General features: G+C 60.8%; 20 protein-coding genes. 11 read left to right on the forward strand and 9 right to left on the reverse strand.

Features of this window, described 5'->3' with window-relative positions; genetic code table 11:
- Positions 1-59: 59 nt before the first annotated feature.
- From recG to gntU, 3 genes are all read right to left on the reverse strand, one after another.
- Complete coding sequence (recG, locus tag ONZ54_RS01050; protein ID WP_059169116.1) at positions 60-2,129, reverse strand: ATP-dependent DNA helicase RecG; 2,070 nt, start codon at positions 2,127-2,129, stop codon at positions 60-62.
- 203 nt (positions 2,130-2,332) lie between these two features.
- Entirely contained in the window at positions 2,333-3,682 is a 1,350-nt protein-coding gene (gene pssA, locus ONZ54_RS01055) for a CDP-diacylglycerol--serine O-phosphatidyltransferase (protein ID WP_172955231.1), read from the reverse strand.
- Positions 3,683-3,828: 146 nt separating this feature from the next.
- Positions 3,829-5,169, reverse strand: coding sequence for a gluconate transporter (gene gntU / locus ONZ54_RS01060; RefSeq protein ID WP_058395586.1), 1,341 nt, complete (start codon positions 5,167-5,169; stop codon positions 3,829-3,831).
- Positions 5,170-5,414: 245 nt separating this feature from the next.
- On the opposite strand from gntU, the gene ONZ54_RS01065 reads away from it, so the two are divergent.
- From ONZ54_RS01065 to ONZ54_RS01075, 3 genes are read left to right on the forward strand one after another with little or no spacing between them, the layout of a single operon-like run.
- A complete protein-coding gene (locus ONZ54_RS01065; RefSeq protein WP_271774035.1) occupies positions 5,415-5,924 on the forward strand; it encodes a gluconokinase in 510 nt (169 codons plus the stop codon).
- Positions 5,921-7,717 carry a phosphogluconate dehydratase gene (gene edd / locus ONZ54_RS01070; protein ID WP_271787292.1) on the forward strand — a complete coding sequence of 599 codons (1,797 nt, stop codon included), beginning with the start codon at positions 5,921-5,923 and terminating at the stop codon, positions 7,715-7,717. Before ONZ54_RS01065 ends, edd begins: the two co-directional genes overlap by 4 nt.
- Before the next feature lie 9 nt (positions 7,718-7,726).
- Positions 7,727-8,368 (forward strand): bifunctional 4-hydroxy-2-oxoglutarate aldolase/2-dehydro-3-deoxy-phosphogluconate aldolase, encoded by a 642-nt coding sequence (locus tag ONZ54_RS01075; protein ID WP_125600896.1) that lies wholly within the window; start codon positions 7,727-7,729, stop codon positions 8,366-8,368.
- Between the two features lie 149 nt (positions 8,369-8,517).
- Here ONZ54_RS01075 and ONZ54_RS01080 read toward each other — a convergent pair whose 3' ends face one another.
- Complete coding sequence (locus ONZ54_RS01080; RefSeq protein ID WP_155603549.1) at positions 8,518-9,525, reverse strand: substrate-binding domain-containing protein; 1,008 nt, start codon at positions 9,523-9,525, stop codon at positions 8,518-8,520.
- A gap of 89 nt (positions 9,526-9,614) precedes the next feature.
- Here ONZ54_RS01080 and ONZ54_RS01085 point away from each other — a divergent pair, with 89 nt between their 5' ends.
- The gene (locus ONZ54_RS01085) at positions 9,615-10,265 is read left to right on the forward strand and encodes a Qnr family pentapeptide repeat protein (protein WP_234578351.1); all 651 of its coding nucleotides are present in this window, start codon (positions 9,615-9,617) and stop codon (positions 10,263-10,265) included.
- 171 nt (positions 10,266-10,436) lie between these two features.
- Here ONZ54_RS01085 and ONZ54_RS01090 read toward each other — a convergent pair whose 3' ends face one another.
- Together ONZ54_RS01090 and gpmM are read right to left on the reverse strand one after the other, a co-directional pair.
- A complete protein-coding gene (locus tag ONZ54_RS01090) occupies positions 10,437-11,843 on the reverse strand; it encodes a peptidoglycan DD-metalloendopeptidase family protein (RefSeq protein ID WP_087756712.1) in 1,407 nt (468 codons plus the stop codon).
- A gap of 9 nt (positions 11,844-11,852) precedes the next feature.
- The gene (gene gpmM, locus ONZ54_RS01095) at positions 11,853-13,382 is read right to left on the reverse strand and encodes a 2,3-bisphosphoglycerate-independent phosphoglycerate mutase (protein WP_021141093.1); all 1,530 of its coding nucleotides are present in this window, start codon (positions 13,380-13,382) and stop codon (positions 11,853-11,855) included.
- A 325-nt stretch (positions 13,383-13,707) separates the two neighbouring features.
- Between gpmM and ONZ54_RS01100 the strand changes: the two genes are divergently transcribed.
- Genes ONZ54_RS01100 through gpsA form a run of 3 tightly spaced genes read left to right on the forward strand, consistent with a single transcriptional unit; the run spans position 13,708 to position 15,664 of the window.
- Positions 13,708-14,139: a rhodanese-like domain-containing protein gene (locus ONZ54_RS01100; RefSeq protein WP_005319811.1), complete on the forward strand. Its 432-nt coding sequence runs from the start codon at positions 13,708-13,710 to the stop codon at positions 14,137-14,139.
- 47 nt (positions 14,140-14,186) lie between these two features.
- The gene (gene secB, locus ONZ54_RS01105; protein ID WP_005319808.1) at positions 14,187-14,657 is read left to right on the forward strand and encodes a protein-export chaperone SecB; all 471 of its coding nucleotides are present in this window, start codon (positions 14,187-14,189) and stop codon (positions 14,655-14,657) included.
- Positions 14,658-14,659: 2 nt separating this feature from the next.
- Positions 14,660-15,664, forward strand: a complete 1,005-nt coding sequence (gene gpsA, locus ONZ54_RS01110; protein ID WP_005319805.1) for an NAD(P)H-dependent glycerol-3-phosphate dehydrogenase — start codon at positions 14,660-14,662, stop codon at positions 15,662-15,664.
- Positions 15,665-15,771: 107 nt separating this feature from the next.
- On the opposite strand, the gene nfuA is transcribed toward gpsA, so the two are convergent.
- Together nfuA and ONZ54_RS01120 are read right to left on the reverse strand one after the other, a co-directional pair.
- Positions 15,772-16,350, reverse strand: a complete 579-nt coding sequence (gene nfuA / locus ONZ54_RS01115) for a Fe-S biogenesis protein NfuA (protein ID WP_017411920.1) — start codon at positions 16,348-16,350, stop codon at positions 15,772-15,774.
- Positions 16,351-16,499: 149 nt separating this feature from the next.
- A complete protein-coding gene (locus ONZ54_RS01120; RefSeq protein ID WP_271787293.1) occupies positions 16,500-17,228 on the reverse strand; it encodes a ComF family protein in 729 nt (242 codons plus the stop codon).
- Positions 17,229-17,266: 38 nt separating this feature from the next.
- On the opposite strand from ONZ54_RS01120, the gene bioH reads away from it, so the two are divergent.
- From bioH to ONZ54_RS01140, 4 genes are all read left to right on the forward strand, one after another.
- Complete coding sequence (bioH, locus tag ONZ54_RS01125; protein ID WP_271787294.1) at positions 17,267-18,031, forward strand: pimeloyl-ACP methyl ester esterase BioH; 765 nt, start codon at positions 17,267-17,269, stop codon at positions 18,029-18,031.
- 71 nt (positions 18,032-18,102) lie between these two features.
- Positions 18,103-18,336, forward strand: coding sequence for a hypothetical protein (locus ONZ54_RS01130; protein ID WP_005319796.1), 234 nt, complete (start codon positions 18,103-18,105; stop codon positions 18,334-18,336).
- 1 nt (position 18,337) lies between these two features.
- Complete coding sequence (locus tag ONZ54_RS01135) at positions 18,338-19,138, forward strand: putative metalloprotease CJM1_0395 family protein (protein ID WP_271787295.1); 801 nt, start codon at positions 18,338-18,340, stop codon at positions 19,136-19,138.
- A 90-nt stretch (positions 19,139-19,228) separates the two neighbouring features.
- Positions 19,229-19,507: a hypothetical protein gene (locus ONZ54_RS01140; RefSeq protein WP_005319791.1), complete on the forward strand. Its 279-nt coding sequence runs from the start codon at positions 19,229-19,231 to the stop codon at positions 19,505-19,507.
- 36 nt (positions 19,508-19,543) lie between these two features.
- Here the strand turns inward: ONZ54_RS01140 and ONZ54_RS01145 are convergent, their stop codons facing one another.
- A complete protein-coding gene (locus tag ONZ54_RS01145) occupies positions 19,544-21,850 on the reverse strand; it encodes a Tex family protein (protein WP_271787296.1) in 2,307 nt (768 codons plus the stop codon).
- Positions 21,851-22,025: the final 175 nt, after the last annotated feature.

Here is a 22,025-nt window from a genome sequence, read left to right on the forward strand (position 1 = left end):
TGGCAACACATCTATTGGGAGCCTGAGTGTCACGTTAGTTCTTTCTTGTTCTGCTCTACTCAGGCGTTGGAGTAGTGATCCCGCAGACCCAGCCAGCGCCGGATGAGCGGTTCAACATGGGCGGGATGCCTGTCCATCAGGAAGCGCGCCATCTTCTGTACCTGAGGGATGAGTGGCTGGTCGCGCACCAGGTCGGCAATTTTGAGATCGGCCAGCCCGGTCTGGCGGGTACCTAGCAGTTCCCCCGGGCCGCGCAGCTCGAGATCGCGCTGGGCGATCAGGAAGCCGTCGTTGGTCTCCCGCAATACCCCGAGTCGGCTCTGGGCCGTCTTGGACAAGGGAGCATGATAGAGCAGCACGCAATGAGAGGCCACAGAACCGCGACCGACCCGGCCGCGCAGCTGGTGCAACTGGGCCAGCCCGAGCCGCTCCGGGTTTTCGATGATCATCAGGCTGGCGTTGGGTACATCCACCCCCACCTCTATGACGGTGGTGGCGACCAGCAGTTGCAGTATGCCCGCCTTGAACTCCTCCATCACCCGCTGCTTTTCGACCGGCCTCATCCGGCCGTGTACCAGCCCGATATGCAGGCCGGGCAGCTGGTTTTGCAGTTCGGCGGCGGTATCCTCGGCGGCCTGGCACTCCAGCACCTCGGACTCTTCGATCAGGGTACAGACCCAGTAGGCCTGCTTGCCCTCTTCACAGGCCAGCTTGACCCGCTCGATCACATCCGGGCGACGGCTGTCCGGCAGCGCCACCGTGGTGATGGGGGTGCGGCCCGGTGGCAGCTCGTCGATGACGGAGGTGTCGAGATCGGCATAGGCGGTCATCGCCAGGGTGCGGGGTATGGGAGTGGCAGTCATGATGAGCTGATGGGGATGGACTCCCTCCCGCTCCCCTTTTTCCCGCAGAGCGAGGCGCTGGTGCACCCCGAATCTGTGCTGTTCATCGATGATGACCAGCGCGAGGCGTTGGAACACCACCTGCTCCTGGAAGATGGCGTGGGTGCCCACCACCATCTTGACGCTGCCATCGGCGATGGCGGCGAGCTGGGTTTCCCGCGCCTTCCCTTTCTGCTTGCCCGCCAGCCAGCCGACCCCGATACCGAGCGGCTCCAGCCAGTTGGCGAAGTTGATGGCATGTTGTTCGGCCAGCAACTCGGTCGGTGCCATCAGCCCCACCTGGCAGCCGTTGCCGATGGCCTGGAGGGCAGCCAGCGCCGCAACCAGTGTCTTGCCGGAGCCCACGTCCCCCTGCACCAGCCGCATCATGGGGTAGCTGCGTTGCAGGTCCTGGTTGATCTCGGCTACCACCCGATTCTGTGCACCGGTCGGTTTGAACGGCAGCGCCCCCAGCAATTGCTTGACCAGGGCAGGTGCCGGCTTGAGGGCGCGTGCCAGCTGGGTTTGCGCCTGGGCACGCACTTTGAGCACCGACAGGTTATGGGCCAGCAGCTCTTCCAGCACCAGTCGTTGCTGGGCCGGGTGCTGGCCGCTCTCCAGCAAGGCCAGCGCCACCGAGGGGGGCGGGCGATGGAGCAGGCGCAGGGCGGCGGCCAGATCGATCTGCTGGGGATAGAGGCCTGCAGGCAGCAGCTCCTCCACCCCGTACAGGTCGAGTTGAGCCAGCGCCTGATCGGTGAGGCTACGCAGGGTGAGCTGGCGCAGCCCTTCCGTGGTGGGGTAGACGGGGGTGAGTGCCTCTTCGGTCTGACCGGCTTGTTCTTCACCGAGCAGCTTGTACTCGGGGTGGGCCATCTCGAGCCCGTATTTGCCGGGGCGCACCTCGCCGAAGCAGCGGATCAACCTGCCCTGCCCCAGGCTGTTCTTCTGGGCGGCGGTGAAGTTGAAGAAGCGAAGGGTCAGGGTACCGGTGCCGTCACTGATGCGGCAGACCAGCATGCGGCGGCGCCCCATCACCAATTGAGTGTCCTGGATTTCGCCCTCGACGGCGCCGTGCAGCCCGGGCGGCAGATCGCCGATGGGCCACACCTGGGTACGATCCTCGTAACGAAGGGGGAGGTGGAACAGCAGATCCTGTACCGTGGCCAGCCCCAGTCGCTCGAGTTTCTCCTGCATCTTGCTGCCGACGCCCTTGAGGCTGTCGAGGGAGATTTTATCCAATTTCATCAATTAGATGCCCGAAAACACTGTAAATATGTCCAGATGATAGGGGTTATTGACGTCTCGGTGCAAGCCGCGTTGCAGTGACACCCGGCGCCAGGCCAGGGGCGGGATGCGGACCATGGCAGATCCTGACAAAAAGGCCTGCCGAAAACGGCAGGCCTTTGCACAGGTGTCAACGAGTGAGGACGGGCAGCGTGTGCCCCGGATCAGATGATGCGTTTGAGCAGGATATGAGCCCTGACCCTGTGGATCCGGGCCAGCAGCTTGCGCACCTGTTCCGGGTAGTCCTTGATCTGCTCAATCTGATCGAAGTGGCTGATCCGCTTGGTGTTGGCGAGTATGTTCTCCCGCTCCCCGTTGAACTGGGCACGCAGGTGATGGCGACGATCGTACACCAGCAGACCGTTCTCCAGATCCAGCGCCCAGGCGCGGGGGTTCAGGTTGTTGCCGGTGAGCAGCGCCCACTCGTCATCCACGAAGATCCCCTTGAGGTGGTAGGAGTTGCGCTCGCAGCACCACAGCATCAGGTTGAGACGGCCGGCATCGATGTGATGCTGGTTGCGCTCGGCAAACTTGCGCAGATTGGTCTCGTACAGATAGGGCAGGCCGCCTATGGTGGAGAATTTCTCCTCCGGCGGGATGAAGAAGTCGTTGGCCGTCTTGTCACCCACCACTATGGTCACCTTGCAGCCGCGCTTGAGCAGGGCCTCGATGTCCTTGTTCAACTCCTTGGGCGGGTTGAAATAGGGGGTACAGATGAAGATCTCCCGCTCGGTGGCGCGCACCAGGGTACGGATCATCTTGTTGAGCTGATTGCCCCGCTTGCCCAGCCCCGTCATCGGAGTGATAGCGATCTCCTGGCTGTTGACAGGCATGCTCTCGAAGCGGTACTGGCCCAGGCGCAGGCTGTGCTTGAAGCGGCGGATCGGCCCCTTCAGCTGCTTGGCAGTGGGGATGTCGCTGCGATCCAGCCGCTGCACAGCTTCGCTCTTGAGGAAGAGATCGTCCACATAGTGGACCATGCAGCGGGTCAGCTCTGGGCTGGTGATCTGGTGATAACGGTCGAAACGGTAGCGATCCTGCTGATGCAGATAGATGTCGTTGAGGCTGGCACCCGAGTAGAGCAGGGTGTCATCGAAGATGAAGCCCTTGAGGTGCAGCACGCCGAGCAGTTCGCGCCCCTTCACCGGCACGCCGTAGATGGCGATCTGGTGTTCGTGGCGGGCGGCCATTTCCTGATACATCAGGTGGTTGCCCCCCTGCTTGCCCTTGCCGATCAGACCGCGCTGGGCACGGTGAAAATCCACGAACAACTTGATGTCCAGGGCCGGGTTGCGCTGCTTGGCGGCGTAGAGGGCGGACAGTATCTCCCGTCCCGCTTCGTCATCCTGCAGGTAGAGGGCCACCAGATAGATGCGGTGAGTCGCGCTGGCGATGAGCGAAAGGATCCGGCTCTTGAAGTCCCGGGCGCTGTTGAGCACCTGAAACTGATCTGCGGCGACGGCGATCTGGGGCAGACGAGCCAACAGCTGTCGATAATGTGCCGATGAATGCATAGAGAAACCTGAAATCACTGCGTTAAGCGTTCCACTCGGAGCGATGGATAGGCGATTCTAGCAACCTCGACCTGTTAGCCAAAGAAAGAATCGTCATAAAGATGAAAAAGGCCTCACATCGGAGGCCTTTTTGACAGCGGTTATGTTCAAAGGAAGCTGTAGATAATCATCGCCATGACGCCGCCCGTGGTGCCTATGATGGTCTCCATCACAGTCCAGGTCTGCAGGGTCTGCTTCTCGGAGAGGCCGAGATAGCGGTTGGCCAGCCAGAAGCCGGAGTCGTTGACATGGGAGAGCACTATGGCCCCGCCACCAATGGCGATGGTCACGGCGGCCAGCTGGGCACCGTTCAGGCCGAGCGGCTCCAGCATGGGCAGCAGCAGACCGCAGGCGGTCAGCATGGCGACGGTGGCGGAACCCTGAATCACCCGCACCGCGGCCGCCAGTATGAAGGCCAGCGCGACTATGGGCAGGCCGGAATCCGCCAGCATGTTGCCAAGGGCGGCACCCACCCCGGAATCCACCAGTACCTGCTTGAAGACGCCACCGGCACCGGTCACCAGTATGATGACGCCGGCAGGCTGGATGGCGCTGTTGCAGACGTTCATCACCTCGTCACGGGACATGCCGCGGCGCACCCCCAGCAGATAGAAGGCGGCCAGACAGGCGACCATGATGGCGGTGAAGGGGTGGCCGACGAACTCCAGCCAGTTGTGCAGGGTGGATCCTGCCTCGACGAAGCGGCCGACTATGGTCTTGAGGCCAATCATCAGCAGCGGCAGACCGATCAGGCCCATGGCCAGTCCGAAGGAGGGGAGAGTCTTGCTATCGTCATGGGCGCTGCTCTGGGCATCGGCAGGGAGCGGCACATCCACCACCTTGCTGATCAGGTCGCCGAACAGCGGGCCCGCCAGGATCAGGGCCGGCACGGCGGCGATCAGACCGAACAGTATCATGTAGCCAAAATCGGCCCCCAGCTGGGACGCCACCAGAATGGGGCCTGGCGCGGGGATGAGGAAGGCCTGGCAGGTGGCGATGCCCGCCAGCAGCGCTATGCCTATCTTCACCACGCTGCCGCCGCCACGGCGGACAATGGCAAAGGCCACCCCGATCAGCAGCACTACGGCGACGTCGAAGAAGAGCGGCAGAGCGCAGACGAAGCCAGTCAGTGACATGGCCCAGTTGGCGCGCTTGACGCCGAAGGTACCGAGCAGGGTATGGGCTACCCGGTCGAGGGCGCCGGTGACTTCCATCACCTTGCCAAACATGGCGCCCAGTGCCACCACCACGGCGACGAAGCCCAGGGTGCCACCCATCCCTTTCTGGATGGTAGTGGCGATCTCCGCAGGGTTCATGCCGGCGGCAAGGCCGGCCACCATGGAGACCAGAATGAGGGAGACGACCGCGTGCAGGCGGGCCTTCATCACCAGAAAGAGCAGCAGCACTATGGAGCCCGCGGCCGTCATGATCAGGGAGAGGTCAGACATTGTTGTGCGTTCCTTGTTCCAAGTTCAGTATCGACACCCTGCTGATCCGTCAGCAGACCATATCTTTATGATTTATTTAGATTTATGGCCAGGGCTCAAGGTCGATTGCCCAGGTGACTGTGAGTTCGCTCAGTCTGTGGCAGACTTCACATTTTTTGTTGTTACCGGTAACATGTTACCGGTAACGTGCTAAGTTAGAACCCATCAGCAGCACGATTTTTGAAAAATGGGATAGAGGTCAAACAATGGCGGGCAAGAGCATTATCGTGATGGGTGTGTGTGGTAGCGGCAAGTCCAGTGTCGGCCTCAAGGTGGCCCAGGCGCTGGGTGCCAAGTTCATCGATGGTGATGACCTGCACCCCAGAGCCAATATTCAGAAGATGGCGGGTGGCAACCCCCTCAACGATGAGGATCGTGCCCCCTGGCTGGAGCGGATCCGTGATGCGGCTTACAGCCTGGAACAGAAGAACGAGGTGGGCGTGATCGTCTGCTCGGCCCTCAAGAAGCAGTACCGCGACCAGATCCGCGATGGCAATGAGTCAGTGCATTTCCTGTTTCTGGACGGTGATCAGCCGCTGATCCTCGAACGGATGCGGGCACGCAAGGGCCATTTCATGCGGGAAAGCATGGTACAAAGTCAGTTCGATACGCTGGAACGCCCAGATGGCGAGGCCGGTGTATTTCACATCGATATAGACGGCACCTTCGAGCAGGTGGTTGATCGGGCCGTCACAGCATTGGAGCAAGCCCAATGATCCATCAGGTTATTTCCAGCGTCACTGCCCGCATTCGCGAGCGCAGTGCCGCCCGTCGCCAGGCTTTTCTGGCCCGCATTCAGCGCCAGGCCGAGCAGGGCAAGACCCGCGCCGCCCTGGCTTGCGGTAACCTGGCCCACGCCGTGGCCGCCTGCAGCAGTGACGAGAAGGGTCGTATCCTCGACATGACCCGTGCCAACGTCGGCATAGTCACCGCCTACAACGACATGTTGAGTGCCCATCAGCCCTATCAGGGCTACCCGGACATCATCAAGGCCGCGCTGGCCGAACTGGGTCACAGCGCCCAGGTGGCGGGTGGCGTACCGGCCATGTGCGACGGCGTGACTCAGGGTCAGCCGGGGATGGACATGTCCCTGTTTTCCCGCGATCTTATCGCCCAGGCGACCGCGCTCTCCCTCTCTCACAACACCTTCGACGCCACCCTGCTGCTCGGTATCTGCGACAAGATAGCCCCGGGCCAGATCATGGGGGCCCTCTCCCACGCCCACCTGCCCACCGCCTTCGTGCCGGCCGGCCCCATGGCCAGCGGCATCAGCAATGACGACAAGGTGAAGGTGCGCCAGCAGTACGCAGCCGGTGAACTGGGCCGCGACGCCTTGCTGGAGATGGAGTGCGGCGCCTATCATGCGCCGGGCACCTGTACCTTCTACGGCACTGCCAACACCAACCAGCTGGTGTTCGAGGCCATGGGCCTGATGCTGCCGGGCTCCGCCTTCGTCCATCCTCACAGCGAGTTGCGCCACGCGCTCACTGAAGAAGCCGCCCGTCGCATCAGCGCCATGATCCCTGGCTCTCCTGCCTACCGCTCCTTGAGCGAGGTGCTGGATGAGCGCGCCCTGGTCAACGGTCTGGTGGCCCTGCTCGCCTCCGGCGGCAGCACCAACCACAGCATCCACATGGTGGCGCTGGCGCGGGCCGCCGGCCTGCACCTGACCTGGGACGACATCAGCGATCTCTCCGATGTGGTGCCGCTCTTGGTACGCATGTACCCGAACGGCCCGGCCGATGTGAATGCCTTCGAACAGGCGGGCGGCGTGCCCGGCCTGATGCGTCGTCTGGCGCAAGAGGGGCTGATCCACATGGATGCCACCCCTGTGTTTGGCGAGATGCAGGATTACCTCAGCCGTCCCGCTCTGGTGGATGGCGAGCTGGTGTGGCAGCCGGTGGGTGAAAGCACGGATCCGAGCGTGCTGTCGCCGACCGGCTCCGTATTCCAGGCCACCGGCGGCACCAAGCTGCTGGCGGGCAATCTGGGCCGCGCCGTGGTCAAGGTCTCCGCCGTGGCGCCCGAGTATCGCGTTATCGAAGCGCCCGCCCGAGTTTTCTCCTCCCAGCACGCTGTGGAGGCGGCCTACAAGGCTGGCAGCCTCAATCAGGATGCCGTTATCGTGGTGCGCCACAACGGCCCGGCGGCCAACGGCATGCCTGAGCTGCACAAGTTGATGCCTGTGCTCGGCAACCTGCAGAAGGCGGGCCACAAGGTGGCGTTGGTTACCGATGGCCGTCTCTCAGGCGCCTCCGGCAAGATCCCGGCGGCCATCCATGTCACCCCGGAAGCGCTGCACGGCGGCGCCATCGGCCTGTTGAAGGATGGCGATCTGCTGCGGGTGGACGCGGTAAACGGTCGCCTCGATTGCCTGACCGATTTGAGGGGCCGCACCCAGGCCGAGATTGACCTCACTCTGGAACAAGAGGGGTGGGGACGTGAACTGTTCAGCGTGATGCGTCGCGCGGTATCGAGCGCCGAGTGCGGCGCCACCATCTTTGATTAAGGAAGCGTTATGCAAAACTGGAAAGTGACCCCCGCCGAGGTGTTTGCCGCCTCCCCGCTGGTTCCCGTCATGGTCATAAGCGACTTGGAGCAGGCCCTGCCGATGGCCAAGGCGCTGCTCGATGGCGGCATCTCGGTATTCGAGATCACACTGCGCACCCCGGTGGCGCTCGATGCCATCGCCCTCATCGCCAAGGCGATGCCGGATGCCATGGTCGGTGCAGGCACAGTGCTCAACTGCGCGCAGTTTGACGCAGCCGTGGCCGCCGGTGCCCGCTTCGTCATCTCCCCGGGGATGACACCGGCGCTGCTGGCCCATGCGGCCAACAGCACGGCGCCCTTGATACCGGGTGTTGCCACCGCCTCCGAAGTGATGCAGGCGCTGGAAGCAGGCTACGACCATCTGAAGTTCTTCCCGGCCGAAGCGAACGGCGGCACCAAGGCGCTGGCTGCCATCGCAGCACCGCTTCCCCAGATCAAGTTCTGCCCCACCGGCGGCATAGGCCCGAAGAACGTGGCCGACTATCTGGCGCTGAAATGCGTCGCCACCGTCGGCGGTTCCTGGATGCTGCCGGCCGATGCGGTCAAGAGCGGTAACTGGGAGGAGGTGACTCGCCTCTCTCGCGAAGCGGTCGAGCTAGTTAAACGCTAAGCGCGCGTTCTTTATAAAAAAGAGCAGGCCACCCCGGGGTGACCTGCTCTTTTTTTGCCTTTGAATCAGGAGGATAAATCGGCTGGCGTTTCGGATCAGACTGCTTCGCGTGCGTACCGTCAGGCTTTGACCCTCCCTTTGCGCAAGCGTCAGCCCAGGCTCTCCCCGACATAGAGGGAGAAGCCCATGTCCTTGCGAGTGTCGGGCAGCGGCTGGCCGCTGAGTCGGGCCAGCAGCATGGCTGCCGCCTCACGGCCTATCTCCTTGCGTGGTGTGACGATACTGGCCAGCTTGGGGGTCATGGCATGGCCTATGTCGAGGGCGTTGCTGCCGGCGATGGCGATCTGCTGGGGCACGGGTATCCACTTGGCCTGGCACTGCAGCAGGGCACCAACCGCCAAGTCGTCATTGGTACAGAAGAGGCCATCGAGGTCGGGATAGCGCACCAGCGCCTGATCCAGCAGTTGCCCACCCAGGGTGAAGCTGGAGGATTGCTCGGTCAGCAGGTGCTGACCGGTCAGGCCGAAATCGGCCATCGCCTGGTAGTAACCCTCCATCCGCAGCTGGGTGCGCACGTCGAGCCGCGCCCCCAGGTAAACCAGCTTGCGTCGGCCCCGGCGCAGCATCTCTGTTACCATGGCCCGGGCGGCAGCCCTGTGATCCATCCCCACCACCATGTCGATGGGGGCTTGAGGCAGATCCATGGTTTCCACCACGGGAATGCCGGCGGTAGCGATCATCTTGCGGGTGCGCTCCGTGTGCTGGCTGTCGGAGAGGATCAGGCCGTCCACGTGATAGGAGAGCAGGGAGGCCACCTGCTCCTCTTCCCGTTCCGGGCTGTAGCCGTAGTGGGCCAGCAGGGTCTGGTAGCCGGCGGGCCGGGTCACCGACTCTATGCCGTGCACCACGGCGGAGAAGACCTGGTTGGAGAGGGAGGGGATCAGGATGCCGATCGCCTTGCTGGTGGCGTTGGAGAGAATGTCCGGCGCCCGGTTGGGGATATAGCCCAGCTCTTCCACTGCGGCGGCGATCCGCTCACGGGTGCCCTCGGCCACGGCGTGGGGATCGCGCAGATAGCGGCTGACGGTCATCTTGGTGACCCCGGTCAGGTCGGCTATGTCCTGCAGGGTAGGGCGGCGTTTGCGGGTGTCGTTCATCTGGGGATCCGGCAGGAATGTTACACGTAACATTACCGTTTTTGTTTAACAAAGTCAGCATATGACGCCATCAGTAGAGGATGACTCGGATGATCAAGGGCAAGTGCTTCGAGGGGAAGCGTTTCGAACAGCAGGATGTGGAAGAGGAACAGTTTGATGGTTGCCGCTTTGTCGACTGCAACTTCTCCTGGCTGGACTTGAGCGAGAGCCGCTTCGTTGACTGCACCTTCTATGAGCGGGAGCGTGAGCTGGGCTGCCAGTTGCAGGGTTGCGACCTGCGGGAGGCGAGCTTTCTGCGCTGCGATCTGACTCTGGCAGATCTCAGCCGCAGCCAGTGCCTGGGGCTGGAGATGCGCGACTGCCAGGCCATGGGCATCAATTTCGCCCACGCCAGCTTCGCCAACCAGATCACCGTCAAGAGCTACTTCTGCGAGGCGCATCTTACCGACAACAACTTCAGCTACGCCAACTTCGATGGCTGCCTGCTGGAGCGCTGCGAGCTCAGCGGCAATCGCTGGCAGGGAGCCAGCCTGCTGGGGGCCTCGCTGGCGGGATCCGATCTGAGTGGATCCGAGTTTGGCCAGATAGACTGGGCCAGCTTCAACCTGCAGGGCTGTGATCTGCGTCAGTGCGATCTGCCCGGGCTGGATCTGCGCCGGATCAACCTGGACGGCGTACAGATCAATGAAGAGCAGCAACAGGATTTGCTGGAGCAGATAGGTCTGGTGGTGTTTCCTTGAACGTTTCGGAAAAGAGGTAAATTTCCACCATCTGGCACTGAGCTGCGGTGAATGCTGCGATCAAAAAAGCCTGCGTAATGCAGGCTTTTTGTCATTTTGGCTGACCGGTGATCAGTCGGCTCTTGGTCAATCCCCTTTGAAGGGGATCAATGTATTATCCGGCATATATGATCAGCCCTTGGCCAACCATTTGGTCGGGTTGATGGCCTCGCCCTGATAGCGGATTTCGAAGTAGAGGCCGGGTCTGTCCTGGCCGCCACTGTCACCGACCAGAGCCACTGGTTCGCCCTGTTCCACATTCTGGCCAACCTGGCGCAGCAGCGACTGATTGTGACCATAGAGGCTCATATAGCCACGGCCATGGTCGATCACCAGCAACATGCCGAAACCGTCCAGCCAGTCGGCGTAGACTATCTGGCCCGGTGCGACCGCCTTGACCTGGGTACCTTCACTGGCACCGATCAGGGTGCCCTTCCACTTGAGCTGGGCGGTGCGTGGCGAGCCATAGGAGATGAGGATGGGCCCCTGCACCGGCCAGCGCAGGCTGCCGTTGGTCTTGAGACCGCCGTAGCCGCCACTGCTTGCCTTGGCGCTGCTGCTGCGCGCAGCGGCTTGCTGATCAGCCACCCTGTCTTGTTGTTCGGCGACTCTCTGCTGCTCGGCGGCGAGTCGTTGCTGCTCGCCGACCTTCTGTTGTTGAGCCGCGATCCGCTGTTGTTCTGCAATCCGCTTCTGTTCGGCGGCCAGTCGTTGGGCCTCCAGACGGCGCTGGCGTTCCTGCTCGGCTTTCAGCTTGGCCAGCCGTTCCCGCTCGGCCCGTTCGCGACGCTCCTGCTCTTCCCGCTGGCGGCGAAGCTCTTCCAGCCTGGCTTTCAGGGCTTTTTCCGCCTTGACCAGCTTGGTCAGCTTCAGCTCGTCGTTTTGCACCGATTGTTGCAACTGGTTGCGCACCTTGGCACGGCTCTGCTGGCTGGCCAACAGGCTCTGGTGATGCTGTTGCTGTTCGCTCAGCAAGGATTGCAGCTTGCTCTCGGTCTCTTTGGTGGCCTGCTGGTTTTTGGCCAGCTTGGTGCGGGTCGCGCGCAGGGCTTCGATGGCCTCGATGCGGGCCTTGTTGAGATAGTCGTAGTAGTCGAGAGAGCGGCTCAGTTTGGCCGGATCCTGCTGGTTGAGCAGCAGTTTGAGGTAATCGTGGTTGCCCGCCTGGAAGGCGCTTTCCGCCTGCTTGGCCAGCAACTGCTTCTGATGCTTTGCCTGTTGTTCCAGATCCAGCTTGTCCTGTTGCAGGCTTACCAGCTTTTGCTGGTTTTTTTTCAGCTGTTGCCTGGTCTGCTCGAGCTTGGCGGCGGCGGCCGAAATGGCCTGCTCGTCAGCCTTGAGCTGAGTATTGAGTTTGGTCAGCTCTTGCTTGCTGAGCTTGATGGTTTTCTGCTGTTCCTTTATCTGGGACTGCATGGTGCCGAGCTGCTGGTTGGCAGCCAGGGCCTTGCCCGCGATAAACGACAGGCAAAAAAACAGCGCGCCGGCCAACAGGCCGACGCGACTGGTTTTGTTTGAAATAACTTCGCATCCCCGCATGGGGAAGGATTATTTCAGAATCATCAGGGGCTTGCCAGTCATTTCCGGCGGCACAGGAAGACCCATCAGGGTCAGCATGGTCGGGGCCAGATCGGACAGTTTGCCACCTTCAAGCACCTCGGCCTTGCGACCGAAATAGATGAGGGGAACCGGCAGGTTGGTGTGGGCTGTGTGAGCCTGACCGGTCTCTTCGTCCAGCATCTTCTCGGCGTTGCCGTGGTCGGCGGTGATCAGGCATTCGCCGCCTACTTCGGCCAGGGCCTCGGTGACGCGACCGACGCAGTGGTCAACGGCTTCACAGGCTTTGACGGCCGCATCGAATACGCCGGTGTGGCCGACCATGTCGCCGTTCGGGTAGTTGCAGATGATGGTGTCGTACTTGCCGCTCTTGATGGCTGCGACCAGCTTGTCGGTCAGCTCTTCGGAGCTCATTTCCGGCTGCAGGTCATAAGTCGCCACTTTCGGGCTGGCAACGATCTCGCGGTCTTCACCGGTGAAGCAGGACTCTTCGCCACCGTTGAAGAAGAAGGTGACGTGGGCGTACTTCTCGGTTTCGGAGATGCGCAGCTGGGTTTTGCCCTGCTTGGCCAGCCACTCACCCAGGGTGTTCACCAGGGCAGTCGGCGGGTAGGCACAGGCAGTTTTGATGTCGGCCGCGTATTCGGTCAGCATCACGAAGTTCAGCGCAGGGGTGGCCGCACGGGCAAAGCCGGTGAAGTCACTGTCAACGAAGGCGCGGGTGATTTCACGGGCGCGGTCGGCACGGAAGTTCATGAAGATCAGGGCATCGCCATCCTGCATGGGGGCGGCAGCACCGATGCGGGTGGCCTTGACGAACTCGTCGTTTTCGTCGCGGGCATAGGCAGCGGCCAGGGCTTCGCTGGCGCTGTCGGCGGTGAACTCGCCCTTGCCCTGAGTCATCAGGTCATACGCTTGCTGCACGCGATCCCAGCGGTTGTCACGATCCATAGCGAAGTAGCGGCCGATCATGGAGGCGAAACGACCCTTGCCCAGACGGGCAAACAGGGCATCGAACTGTTCGATGGAGGACTGGGCGGAGCGCGGCGGAACGTCGCGGCCATCCAGGAAGGCGTGGAAGTAGATCTGCTCGGCGCCACGCTTGGCGGCCATCTCGATCATGCCCATGATGTGCTCTTCGTGGCTGTGTACGCCACCCGGGGACATCAGACCCATGATGTGAACGGCTTTGCCTTTGGTCACGGCAGAATCGACAGCCTTGGCCAGTTCGACGTTCTGGAAGAAGTCGCCGTCCTTGATCTCTTTGGAGATGCGGGTCAGCTCCTGATAGACGATGCGACCGGCACCTATGTTGACGTGGCCCACTTCGGAGTTACCCATCTGACCATCCGGCAGACCCACATCCAGGCCGGAGCCGGAGATCAGGGTGCTGGTGTAGTCACGGGCGAGACGGTCGAGGTTGGGAGTCTTGGCGGCAGCGACGGCGTTGTGCTCTTGCTTGGTGCTGTAGCCCCAACCGTCCATGATGACCAGAACCAAAGGTTTCTTAGCTGTTGACATAAGGCTATGTCCTCTCGGATAGGAATGAATTGCGGGAAGTGAAACTAGCGTAATATTACTACATCTGCCGAAATAGTCACCTGATAGCCAAGCCCTTGCCAACACCCGCTGCGGACTGTTGCCAGCCTGTTTCCCCTTTGTCGCCGGCTTGTCCCCTCACTCGACGAATCCTCGCCCCAAGGGACTGGATGCCACTTTTTATTCCGATCCGTTATGGGGGGCCCGCCTGATGGGAGCCCGCTCCCGCTTTGCCGCCAAGATGGCTGATCTTGGTGGGGTCACCATGTATACTCGGGCCCTTGTCTTGGTCCCTGGATAGTAGAAGATGCAAGAGTATTTGGATTTTGCGGCCCGTAACCCGCTGCTGACCGCAGCCTGGTTCGGCCTGGCAGGCACCCTGGTTTACACCAGCGTGCGTGCTCGTTTTTCTCCGGTGAAGACGGTGAACAACCACACGGCTACCCTGCTGATCAACCGTGAAAATGCCACCGTGGTGGATATTCGCAGTCAGGAAGAGTTTGCCAAGGGTCATCTGGCCGGTGCCCAGCACCTGCTGCTCAGCCAGATCCAGAGCAATAATCTGGGCCCGGTTGAAAAGCATAAAGATGCCCCCATCATAGTGGTGTGCGAGTCGGGGATGACCGCTGGTGGCGCGGGTCGCCAACTGAGCAAGGCCGGTTTCAAGCAGGTGTATGTGCTCAGCGGTGGCATGGCCCAGTGGCGTGCAGATAATCTGCCGGTGACCAAAAAACGCTGATTTAAGGGCCTGCGCCCACTCATTATCTTAAAAAGGAATCAAACGAAATGGCTGACGAAATCAACAACCAGGAAGTGCAACCGGAATTCCACATCCAGCGTGTCTACACCAAGGATGTCTCTTTCGAAGCCCCGAATACCCCGCACATCTTCCAGAAAGAGTGGCAGCCGGACGTTAAGCTGGACATGGACACCAAGACCAACATCCTGGCTGATGGCGTGTACGAGGTTGTACTGACCCTGACCGTGACCTGCAAACTGGAAACCGAGACCGCTTTCCTGTGTGAAGTGCAGCAAGCCGGTATCTTCACCATAGGCAACCTGCCGGAGCCGCAACTGGCTCATTGCCTGGCCGCCTTCTGCCCGAACATACTGTTCCCGTATGCCCGCGAAGCCGTGGCCAACATGGTGAGCAAGGGGTCCTTCCCGCAGCTGAACCTAGCACCGGTCAACTTCGATGCCCTGTTTGCCCAGCACATGGCGCAAGCACAGGCCCAGCAGGCGACTGCGGAAGCCTGATAATGGCTGACCAGATCGCTATCTCGGTCTTGGGGGCGGGGTCTTATGGCTCCGCCCTTGCCATTTCTCTGGCGCGCAACGGTCATCCGACCTTGCTGTGGGGTCACGACCCTGCCCATGTCGCCGAGCTGGAACACGACCGCTGCAACAAGGCCTTTTTGCCTGATGTCCCTTTTCCTGCGGATCTGCAACTGACCGCCGATTTGCAACGGGCGGTACAAGCCGCACCCGTCCTGCTGCTGGTGGTGCCAAGCCATGTGTTCGGCCAGGTGCTGAGCCAGGTCAAACCCTTCCTGCGCCCCGATACCCGTATCGCCTGGGCCACCAAGGGGCTTGAACCTGACAGCGGCCGTCTGCTGCAGGATGTGGCCCGTGATGTGCTGGGGGAGACTATTCCGCTGGCCGTGATCTCGGGCCCCACCTTTGCCAAGGAGCTGGCCGCCGGTCTGCCGACCGCCATCTCGGTGGCGTCGACTCACGACGACTTTGCCGATGAGCTCTCCCATCTGCTGCACTGCGGCCGTTCGTTCCGGGTTTATACCAATCCGGATTTCGTCGGCCTGCAACTGGGTGGTGCGGTCAAGAACGTCATCGCCATCGGTGCCGGTCTCTCTGATGGTCTGGGCTTTGGCGCCAACGCAAGAACCGCGCTCATCACCCGGGGTCTGGTGGAGATGCAGCGTCTCGGTGCGGCGCTGGGTGCTGATGCCAAAACCTTCATGGGGATGGCGGGGCTCGGGGATCTGGTGCTGACCTGCACCGACAACCAGTCCCGCAACCGTCGTTTCGGTCTGGCTCTAGGTGCAGGCAAGGCGGTGGAGACTGCCATGGCCGAGATCGGCCAGGTGGTGGAAGGTTATCGCAACACCAAGGAGGTGCATCTGCTGGCGGCCCGTTGTGGCGTCGAGATGCCCATCTGCGAGCAGATCTTCCAGGTGCTCTACCAGGGCAAGAACCCGAAAGAAGCCGCGATTGCTCTGCTCAGTCGGGACAAGCGCGACGAATAAGCCTCATCCGTTTGCCGGATAGCAAAAGGCCCTGCCAGATTGGCGGGGCCTTTTCATGTGCGGTCAGAGGGGATCAACCCTGATGGATGATCGCCACTGGCACGGGATCAATAGTAGGAGTGATCGCCGCGCTGGTGCTCGGTGGCATCTTTGACGCCGTTGAGCTCGCCAGGGAATTTTTCCAGCAGCTGCTTCTCGATCCCCTCTTTCAAGGTGTAATCGACCATGGAGCAACCGTTGCAACCGCCGCCAAACTGCAGGATGGCCAGCTTGTCTTCGGTCAACTCGACCAGAGTTACCTTGCCACCGTGACCAGCCAGCATGGGGTTGACCTCGGACATCAGCACATATTCAATGCGATCGATCAGCGGTGCATCGTCGGCCACTTTGCGCATCTTGGCGTTGGGGGCTTTGAGGGTGAGCTGGGAGCCCATCTGATCGGTGACGAAGTCGATGGTGGCATCGACCAGGTAAGGGGCGCTCAGAGGATCAACCAGGCAGTCGAATCCGCTGAAAGGCAGGTGTTGATCTTCCGGATCCACCGCGTCGGGCGGGCAATATGATACGCCGCACTCGGCATTCTGGGTTCCCGGATTGACCACAAACACCCGGATATTGGTGCCATCAGGCTGTTTTTCCAGCAGTTTACGGAAATGGGCCTGGGCGGTGTCGGAAATGCTGATCATCACTATCCTCATAAACCTGAGTGTACGACTAGGGTATTCATGATAACTCGCTTGGCAGTGCTTGGGTAGCATGCAGATGGCGCTTAACATATGTCAAATATACCTATGGCAGCCTGATGTGGCTGAGCCTGCGGTATGGATACCTAGGGTCATTTGAGATGTTTTAGCGTACGGCAAATGGCCCACACTTCCACTTTTTCGATGCCGCTCTCATGCAGCAAGCGGGTGAGCTGGCCCGCCGTCGCCCCCGTGGTTACCACATCGTCGAGCAGGGCCACATGCTGATAGTGATGGGAGCGAACGTGAAAGGCGCCCCGCAGATTCCGCCGCCGCTGACCGGCACTGAGCCGGGTCTGTTGCGGGGTTGCCTTGGTGCGACTCAGCAACTGCTTATCGCAAGGAATGCCGGTGATCTGGCTGAGGGTGGTGGCTATCTCTTCAGCCTGATTGAAGCCGCGCCACCACTGCCGCCACCAGTGCAGGGGAACAGGGATGATGACTTCTGGGAGCTCGTCGCTTTTCAGATGATCGGCCAGCAGGCGTGCGAGCAGTGGCGCCAGCAGGATCTGGCCGGCGTATTTCAGCTGGGGAATGAGCATGGGGTAGGGGGCCTGATAGTCGCCAATGACCTGCAACCGCTCCCAGGGTGGTGGCCTGCGCTGGCAGCGGCCGCAGATCAGCTCCTTATCTCCTATGTATTCCGGCAAGGGGGCCGCGCACAATGTGCATCTGGGGTAGGACTGGTACAGGGCTTGTCGACACCAGCTACAAAGTAGTGGCTGGCTATCACAAGCTTGCAGGCAGAGCAGACAGCTGCCCTGCCAGTCGGCGTGGCTGCCAAGGATCGGACTTGCTTTGGCTAGCAGCCGCTTTAACATGCTGACCCCAAGAGAATGAACAGGGATCTTGAGTCTAGATGAGCGTATCGGTAGAACGATTTGGTCAGGGACCCGATCTGGTGCTGTTGCACGGATGGGGCATGAATGGCGCAGTCTGGCATGGTATTGCCCAGCAGTTGGCGGCACATTATCGGCTGCATCTGGTGGACTTGCCCGGGTTTGGCAACAGTCCGCTGCGCGAGGGGAGTGATTATTCATTGCCCTGGCTGGCAGAGCAGATTGCCACCGTCTTGCCGCAGAAGTGCCATCTGCTCGGCTGGTCCCTCGGTGGTCTGGTAGCAAGCCAGCTGGCCTTGACCCAGCCTGAGCGACTTCATTCGCTTATCACTGTGGCCAGCTCTCCCTGTTTCATGGCCCGGGATGAGTGGCCAGGTATAGCTCCCAAGGTGCTGACCGGTTTCAATCAGATGTTAGCGGGAGACTTCAGACAGACCATAGAACGCTTTCTGGCGATCCAGGCCATGGGCAGCGAGCATGCCCGTGATGATATCCGTCAGCTGCGCCACTGGCTGGCAGAACGTCCCGCCCCTCAGTTTGCTGCGCTGGAGGCAGGACTCGGTTTGCTGGCAGATGTGGACCTGCGCGATGAGTTGCTACAACTGAGCCTGCCATGGTTGCGCGTCTATGGCCGGCTGGATTCCCTGGTGCCTAAAGCCTCCATTGCGCTGCTGGATGAGCGCTACCCAGCCAGCCACAGCGTGGTGCTGGAAAAAGCCTCACACGCACCCTTTATTTCCCATCCCCAACAGTTCATTGAAATCGTTCGACATTTTGTTGGTTGAAAAACAGACGATTTACTTCATTAATCCTCTGGCGTGACGGATAATTAATCCAACGTCAGAGGAGAGTTGTCATGCGCATAGATTCTGCATTGAACAGCGGAGTACAAGGGTTTCAGCGAGCGGAGCAGATTGCCGACAAGGCATCCAGCCAGATTGCCCGGCTCAACACGCCGAGTGGCGATCAGGTGCAGTTGCCTGACGAACTGGTCAACCTCAAGGTGGCCGAGGTGCAGGCTGGTGCCTCTGCCAAAGTGATCCAGACTGCCAGTGACATGATGGGTACCCTGATCGATATTCGGGTCTGACATGAACATCAATGTCAGTCTGCCGACCCTTATTCCTAATCAGCTGCAACCGCAGACGGAATCGGCACGCACTGACAATCGCCGTGCAGCACTCATCCCCCAGACTCGTCAGAGCGAGGCATTCAATGCCGAGCCTGAAGTCGGCTCGCAGAAAGACAAGTCCAAGACCAGCCAGGCCAATGCCACTCAGACCTCTCAGCAGACGCGGGAAGGGTCACAGACCAGCAACCCGCAAACGCCCGTGGATAATCGCTTTGTTGAAGCCACGGGTGAGGATGGCCAGCGCAACAAGCAACAGCAGGATCCCAAGCAGCAGGAGCAGCAACAAAAGCAGGAGCTGCAGATCAAGGAGCTGGTGGACAGGGATCAGGAGGTTCGCACCCACGAGCAGGCTCATCAGGCTGCAGGCGGCCAGTATGCCAGTAGCCCTACTTATCAATTCTCGATGGGACCGGACGGCAAGCGTTATGCCACTGGTGGTGAGGTTTCCATCGACATCGGGACTATCCCTGGTGATCCCGAGGCCACTATTGCCAAGATGCAGCAGGTACGGACTGCCGCTCTGGCGCCTGCCGAGCCTTCCGCACAGGATCTGAATGTGGCCAGAAGTGCCGCAGCCAAGGAGGCCCAAGCCCGCAAGGCAATGATGACATCCAGCTCCCAGTCAGGCGCTACGTCTGCTGATGGTGCACGGACCGGCGTGTTGAACACCTATATGGAACAACGTAATCAGGTCATCGCCCAGCGATATCAACAGGCGGTCAGGCCAGCGCAGCAGCAGGGTCTCAGCCTCAGCGTCTAGGCACACTACTTTTCCCCGATTTTTCTATCCCGCCCCGGGTTTTTGCAACTAATCTGAGGGGTAATCCCATTCATCCTCACAGGAGTCGCCATGCACTTTGATGAAGTCAAACCGGAAGATTTTGCCACCTTCTCCCGTGTTCCCCCTCCTCACCTTCAGATGGAACAGTTCTTGATGCAACTCGGTGGCGGCGGGACTGAAGGGACCCATTTCAAGAAGAAGGTCATGCTGGCGGCCGGCTGGAGCCACACCGGCGTCGTTTCTTATGGCAAGTACCCACAGGAAGCCTGCAAGGCATTCAATCGGCTGCGGGAGGTGCTGGTACAGCATCAGGATCCGGAAGGTATTCTGGCTACCCTCAGTCAGTAAGCCAGGCCTTGTAAAAAGCCCCTCGCGGGGCTTTTTTCATTTCTTGGTTTTGGAGAGAGCTGCAGCAAACGCACTGCCCATGGCGCCCCCCATGGGCGCTGCCTGACGGGGCTCGTTTCTTGGTTTGGCACTGCCAGCGTTGCGTGGCTCGGCAGGCTTGCGGGCCGGTTGTCCGGCTTTTTCGTCCAGCCGCATGGTCAGGCTGATCCGCTTGCGCGGGGCATCGACCTCCAGCACCTTGACCTTCACTATGTCCCCCGCCTTGACCACCTCGCGAGGATCCTTGACGAAACGATCCGTCAGGGAGGAGATGTGGACCAGCCCATCCTGATGGACACCGATATCGACGAAGGCGCCGAAGTTGGTGACGTTGGTGACCACCCCTTCCAATATCATCTCTGGCACCAAGTCGCTTATCTTCTCCACCCCATCCTTGAAGGTGGCGGTCTTGAACTCGGGGCGCGGGTCGCGGCCCGGCTTGTCCAGCTCGCCTATGATGTCGGTGACAGTGGGCACGCCGAACTGCTCATCGGTATAGTCAGCCGGCTTCAGGCTGCGCAGCAGGCTGCCGTTGCCGAGCAGGCTTTCAACTTGCTGCTGGAGTTGCGCCAGGATCCTTTCAACCACAGGGTAGGATTCCGGGTGTACCGCCGAGCTGTCGAGAGGATTGCTGCCCCCGCGAATACGCAGAAAACCGGCACACTGCTCGAATGCCTTGGGACCGAGCCGGCTCACCTTCAGCAACTGCTGGCGGCTCTGGAAGGCGCCGTGCTCGTCCCGATAGGCGACGATATTCTGGGCTAGTGTCTGGGAGAGACCGGAGACCCGAATCAGCAGAGCGACCGAGGCTGTATTCACATCCACCCCGACTGCGTTCACGCAATCTTCGACCACGGCATCCAGCCGCCGTGCAAGCTGGCTCTGGCCTACGTCGTGCTGGTACTGGCCCACACCGATACTCTTGGGATCGATCTTGACCAGCTCGGCCAGGGGATCCTGCAGGCGGCGGGCGATGGAGACGGCGCCACGGATAGAGACATCCAGATCCGGGAATTCCTGGGAGGCAAGCTCGGAGGCGGAGTAGACAGAGGCGCCCGCCTCGCTGACCACAACCTTTTGCACCTTGGCTGCGGAGTAGCGCTCGAATAGTTCGCTCACCAGCCGATCGGTTTCCCGCGAGGCGGTGCCGTTGCCGATGCTGATGAGCTCCACCTTGTGCTTCTGGCACAGCTCGCTAAGGGTTTTGAGGCTCTGATCGACCTGTTTCTTCGGCTCGAACGGGTAGATGGTGGCGTGATCGACCAGCTTGCCGGTGGCGTCGACCACGGCCACCTTGACTCCGGTACGGATACCCGGATCCAGCCCCATGGTGCAGCGCATGCCCGCCGGGGCTGCCATCAGCAGATCCTGGAGGTTCATGGCGAATACCTTGATCGCCTCCTCTTCTGCCGATTCGCGGATCCGGCCGATCAGCTCGGTCTCCATTTGCAGCGACAGCTTGATCTTCCATGTCCAGCTCACGACACCTTGCAGCCACTTGTCGGCCGGACGGCTTTGCAGATTGAGTTTGAGGTGGTGGGCTATGATGCCTTCACAGGGGCTGGCGCCCTCGTCTTCACCTGTGACCAGCGCCAGATTGAGAACCCCCTCATTGCGCCCGCGCAGCATGGCCAGTACCCGGTGGGAGGGAGCCTTGTGCAGCGGCTCGTCATGTTCGAAGTAGTCCTTGAACTTGGCACCTTCTTGTTCTTTGCCTGCCACCACGCGAGCGCGCAGAGTGGCGTTGTGCCACAGATAGTCCCGCAGTTTCTCCAGCAGGTCTGCCTGCTCGGCGAAGCGCTCCATCAGTATGTAGCGGGCTCCATCAAGGGCTGTCTTGCTGTCTGTGATGCCTTGCTCGGAATTGAAGAAGCCGGCAGCGGCCTGTTCGGGATCCCGCATCGGGTCCGTGAGCAGCAGGGTCGCCAGTGGCTCGAGCCCCGCTTCTATGGCCATCTGTCCCTTGGTGCGACGCTTGGGTTTGTAAGGGAGATAGAGGTCTTCCAGCCGGGTCTTGCTGTCGGCGCCATTCAGCTCGCGGGTCAGCTCAGGGGTGAGTTTGCCTTGCTCCTCGATGGAGCGAATGATTACCTGGCGCCGATCCTCCAGCTCGCGCAGATAACCAAGGCGGCTCTCCAGGGTGCGTAGCTGGCTGTCATCCAGGCCACCAGTCACCTCTTTGCGGTAACGGGCGATAAAGGGTACTGTCGAGCCTTCATCCAGCAGGCGCACGGCTGCCTGCACTTGTTCCGGACGGGCATTCAGCTCACCGGCAATCTGTCTCTCTATTACATGGCTGTGCATCGGGGATCTCTGTGGTCGCTTCTATCCAACTGGCCTGGGTGGCGTCGACTTGCTGCTGGGTATATTGCCTGCCAGCAGGTCGCGTCTCTATGCCATGGGGATGTGCATCATGGCGTGTACCGAGAGTGCCACCGAGATCGGTTTGCGCCATAAGGCGCCAAATGTGAGCACTATA

It is taken from the genome of Aeromonas salmonicida (genome assembly GCF_028355655.1).
GTDB classification, from domain to species: domain Bacteria; phylum Pseudomonadota; class Gammaproteobacteria; order Enterobacterales; family Aeromonadaceae; genus Aeromonas; species Aeromonas salmonicida.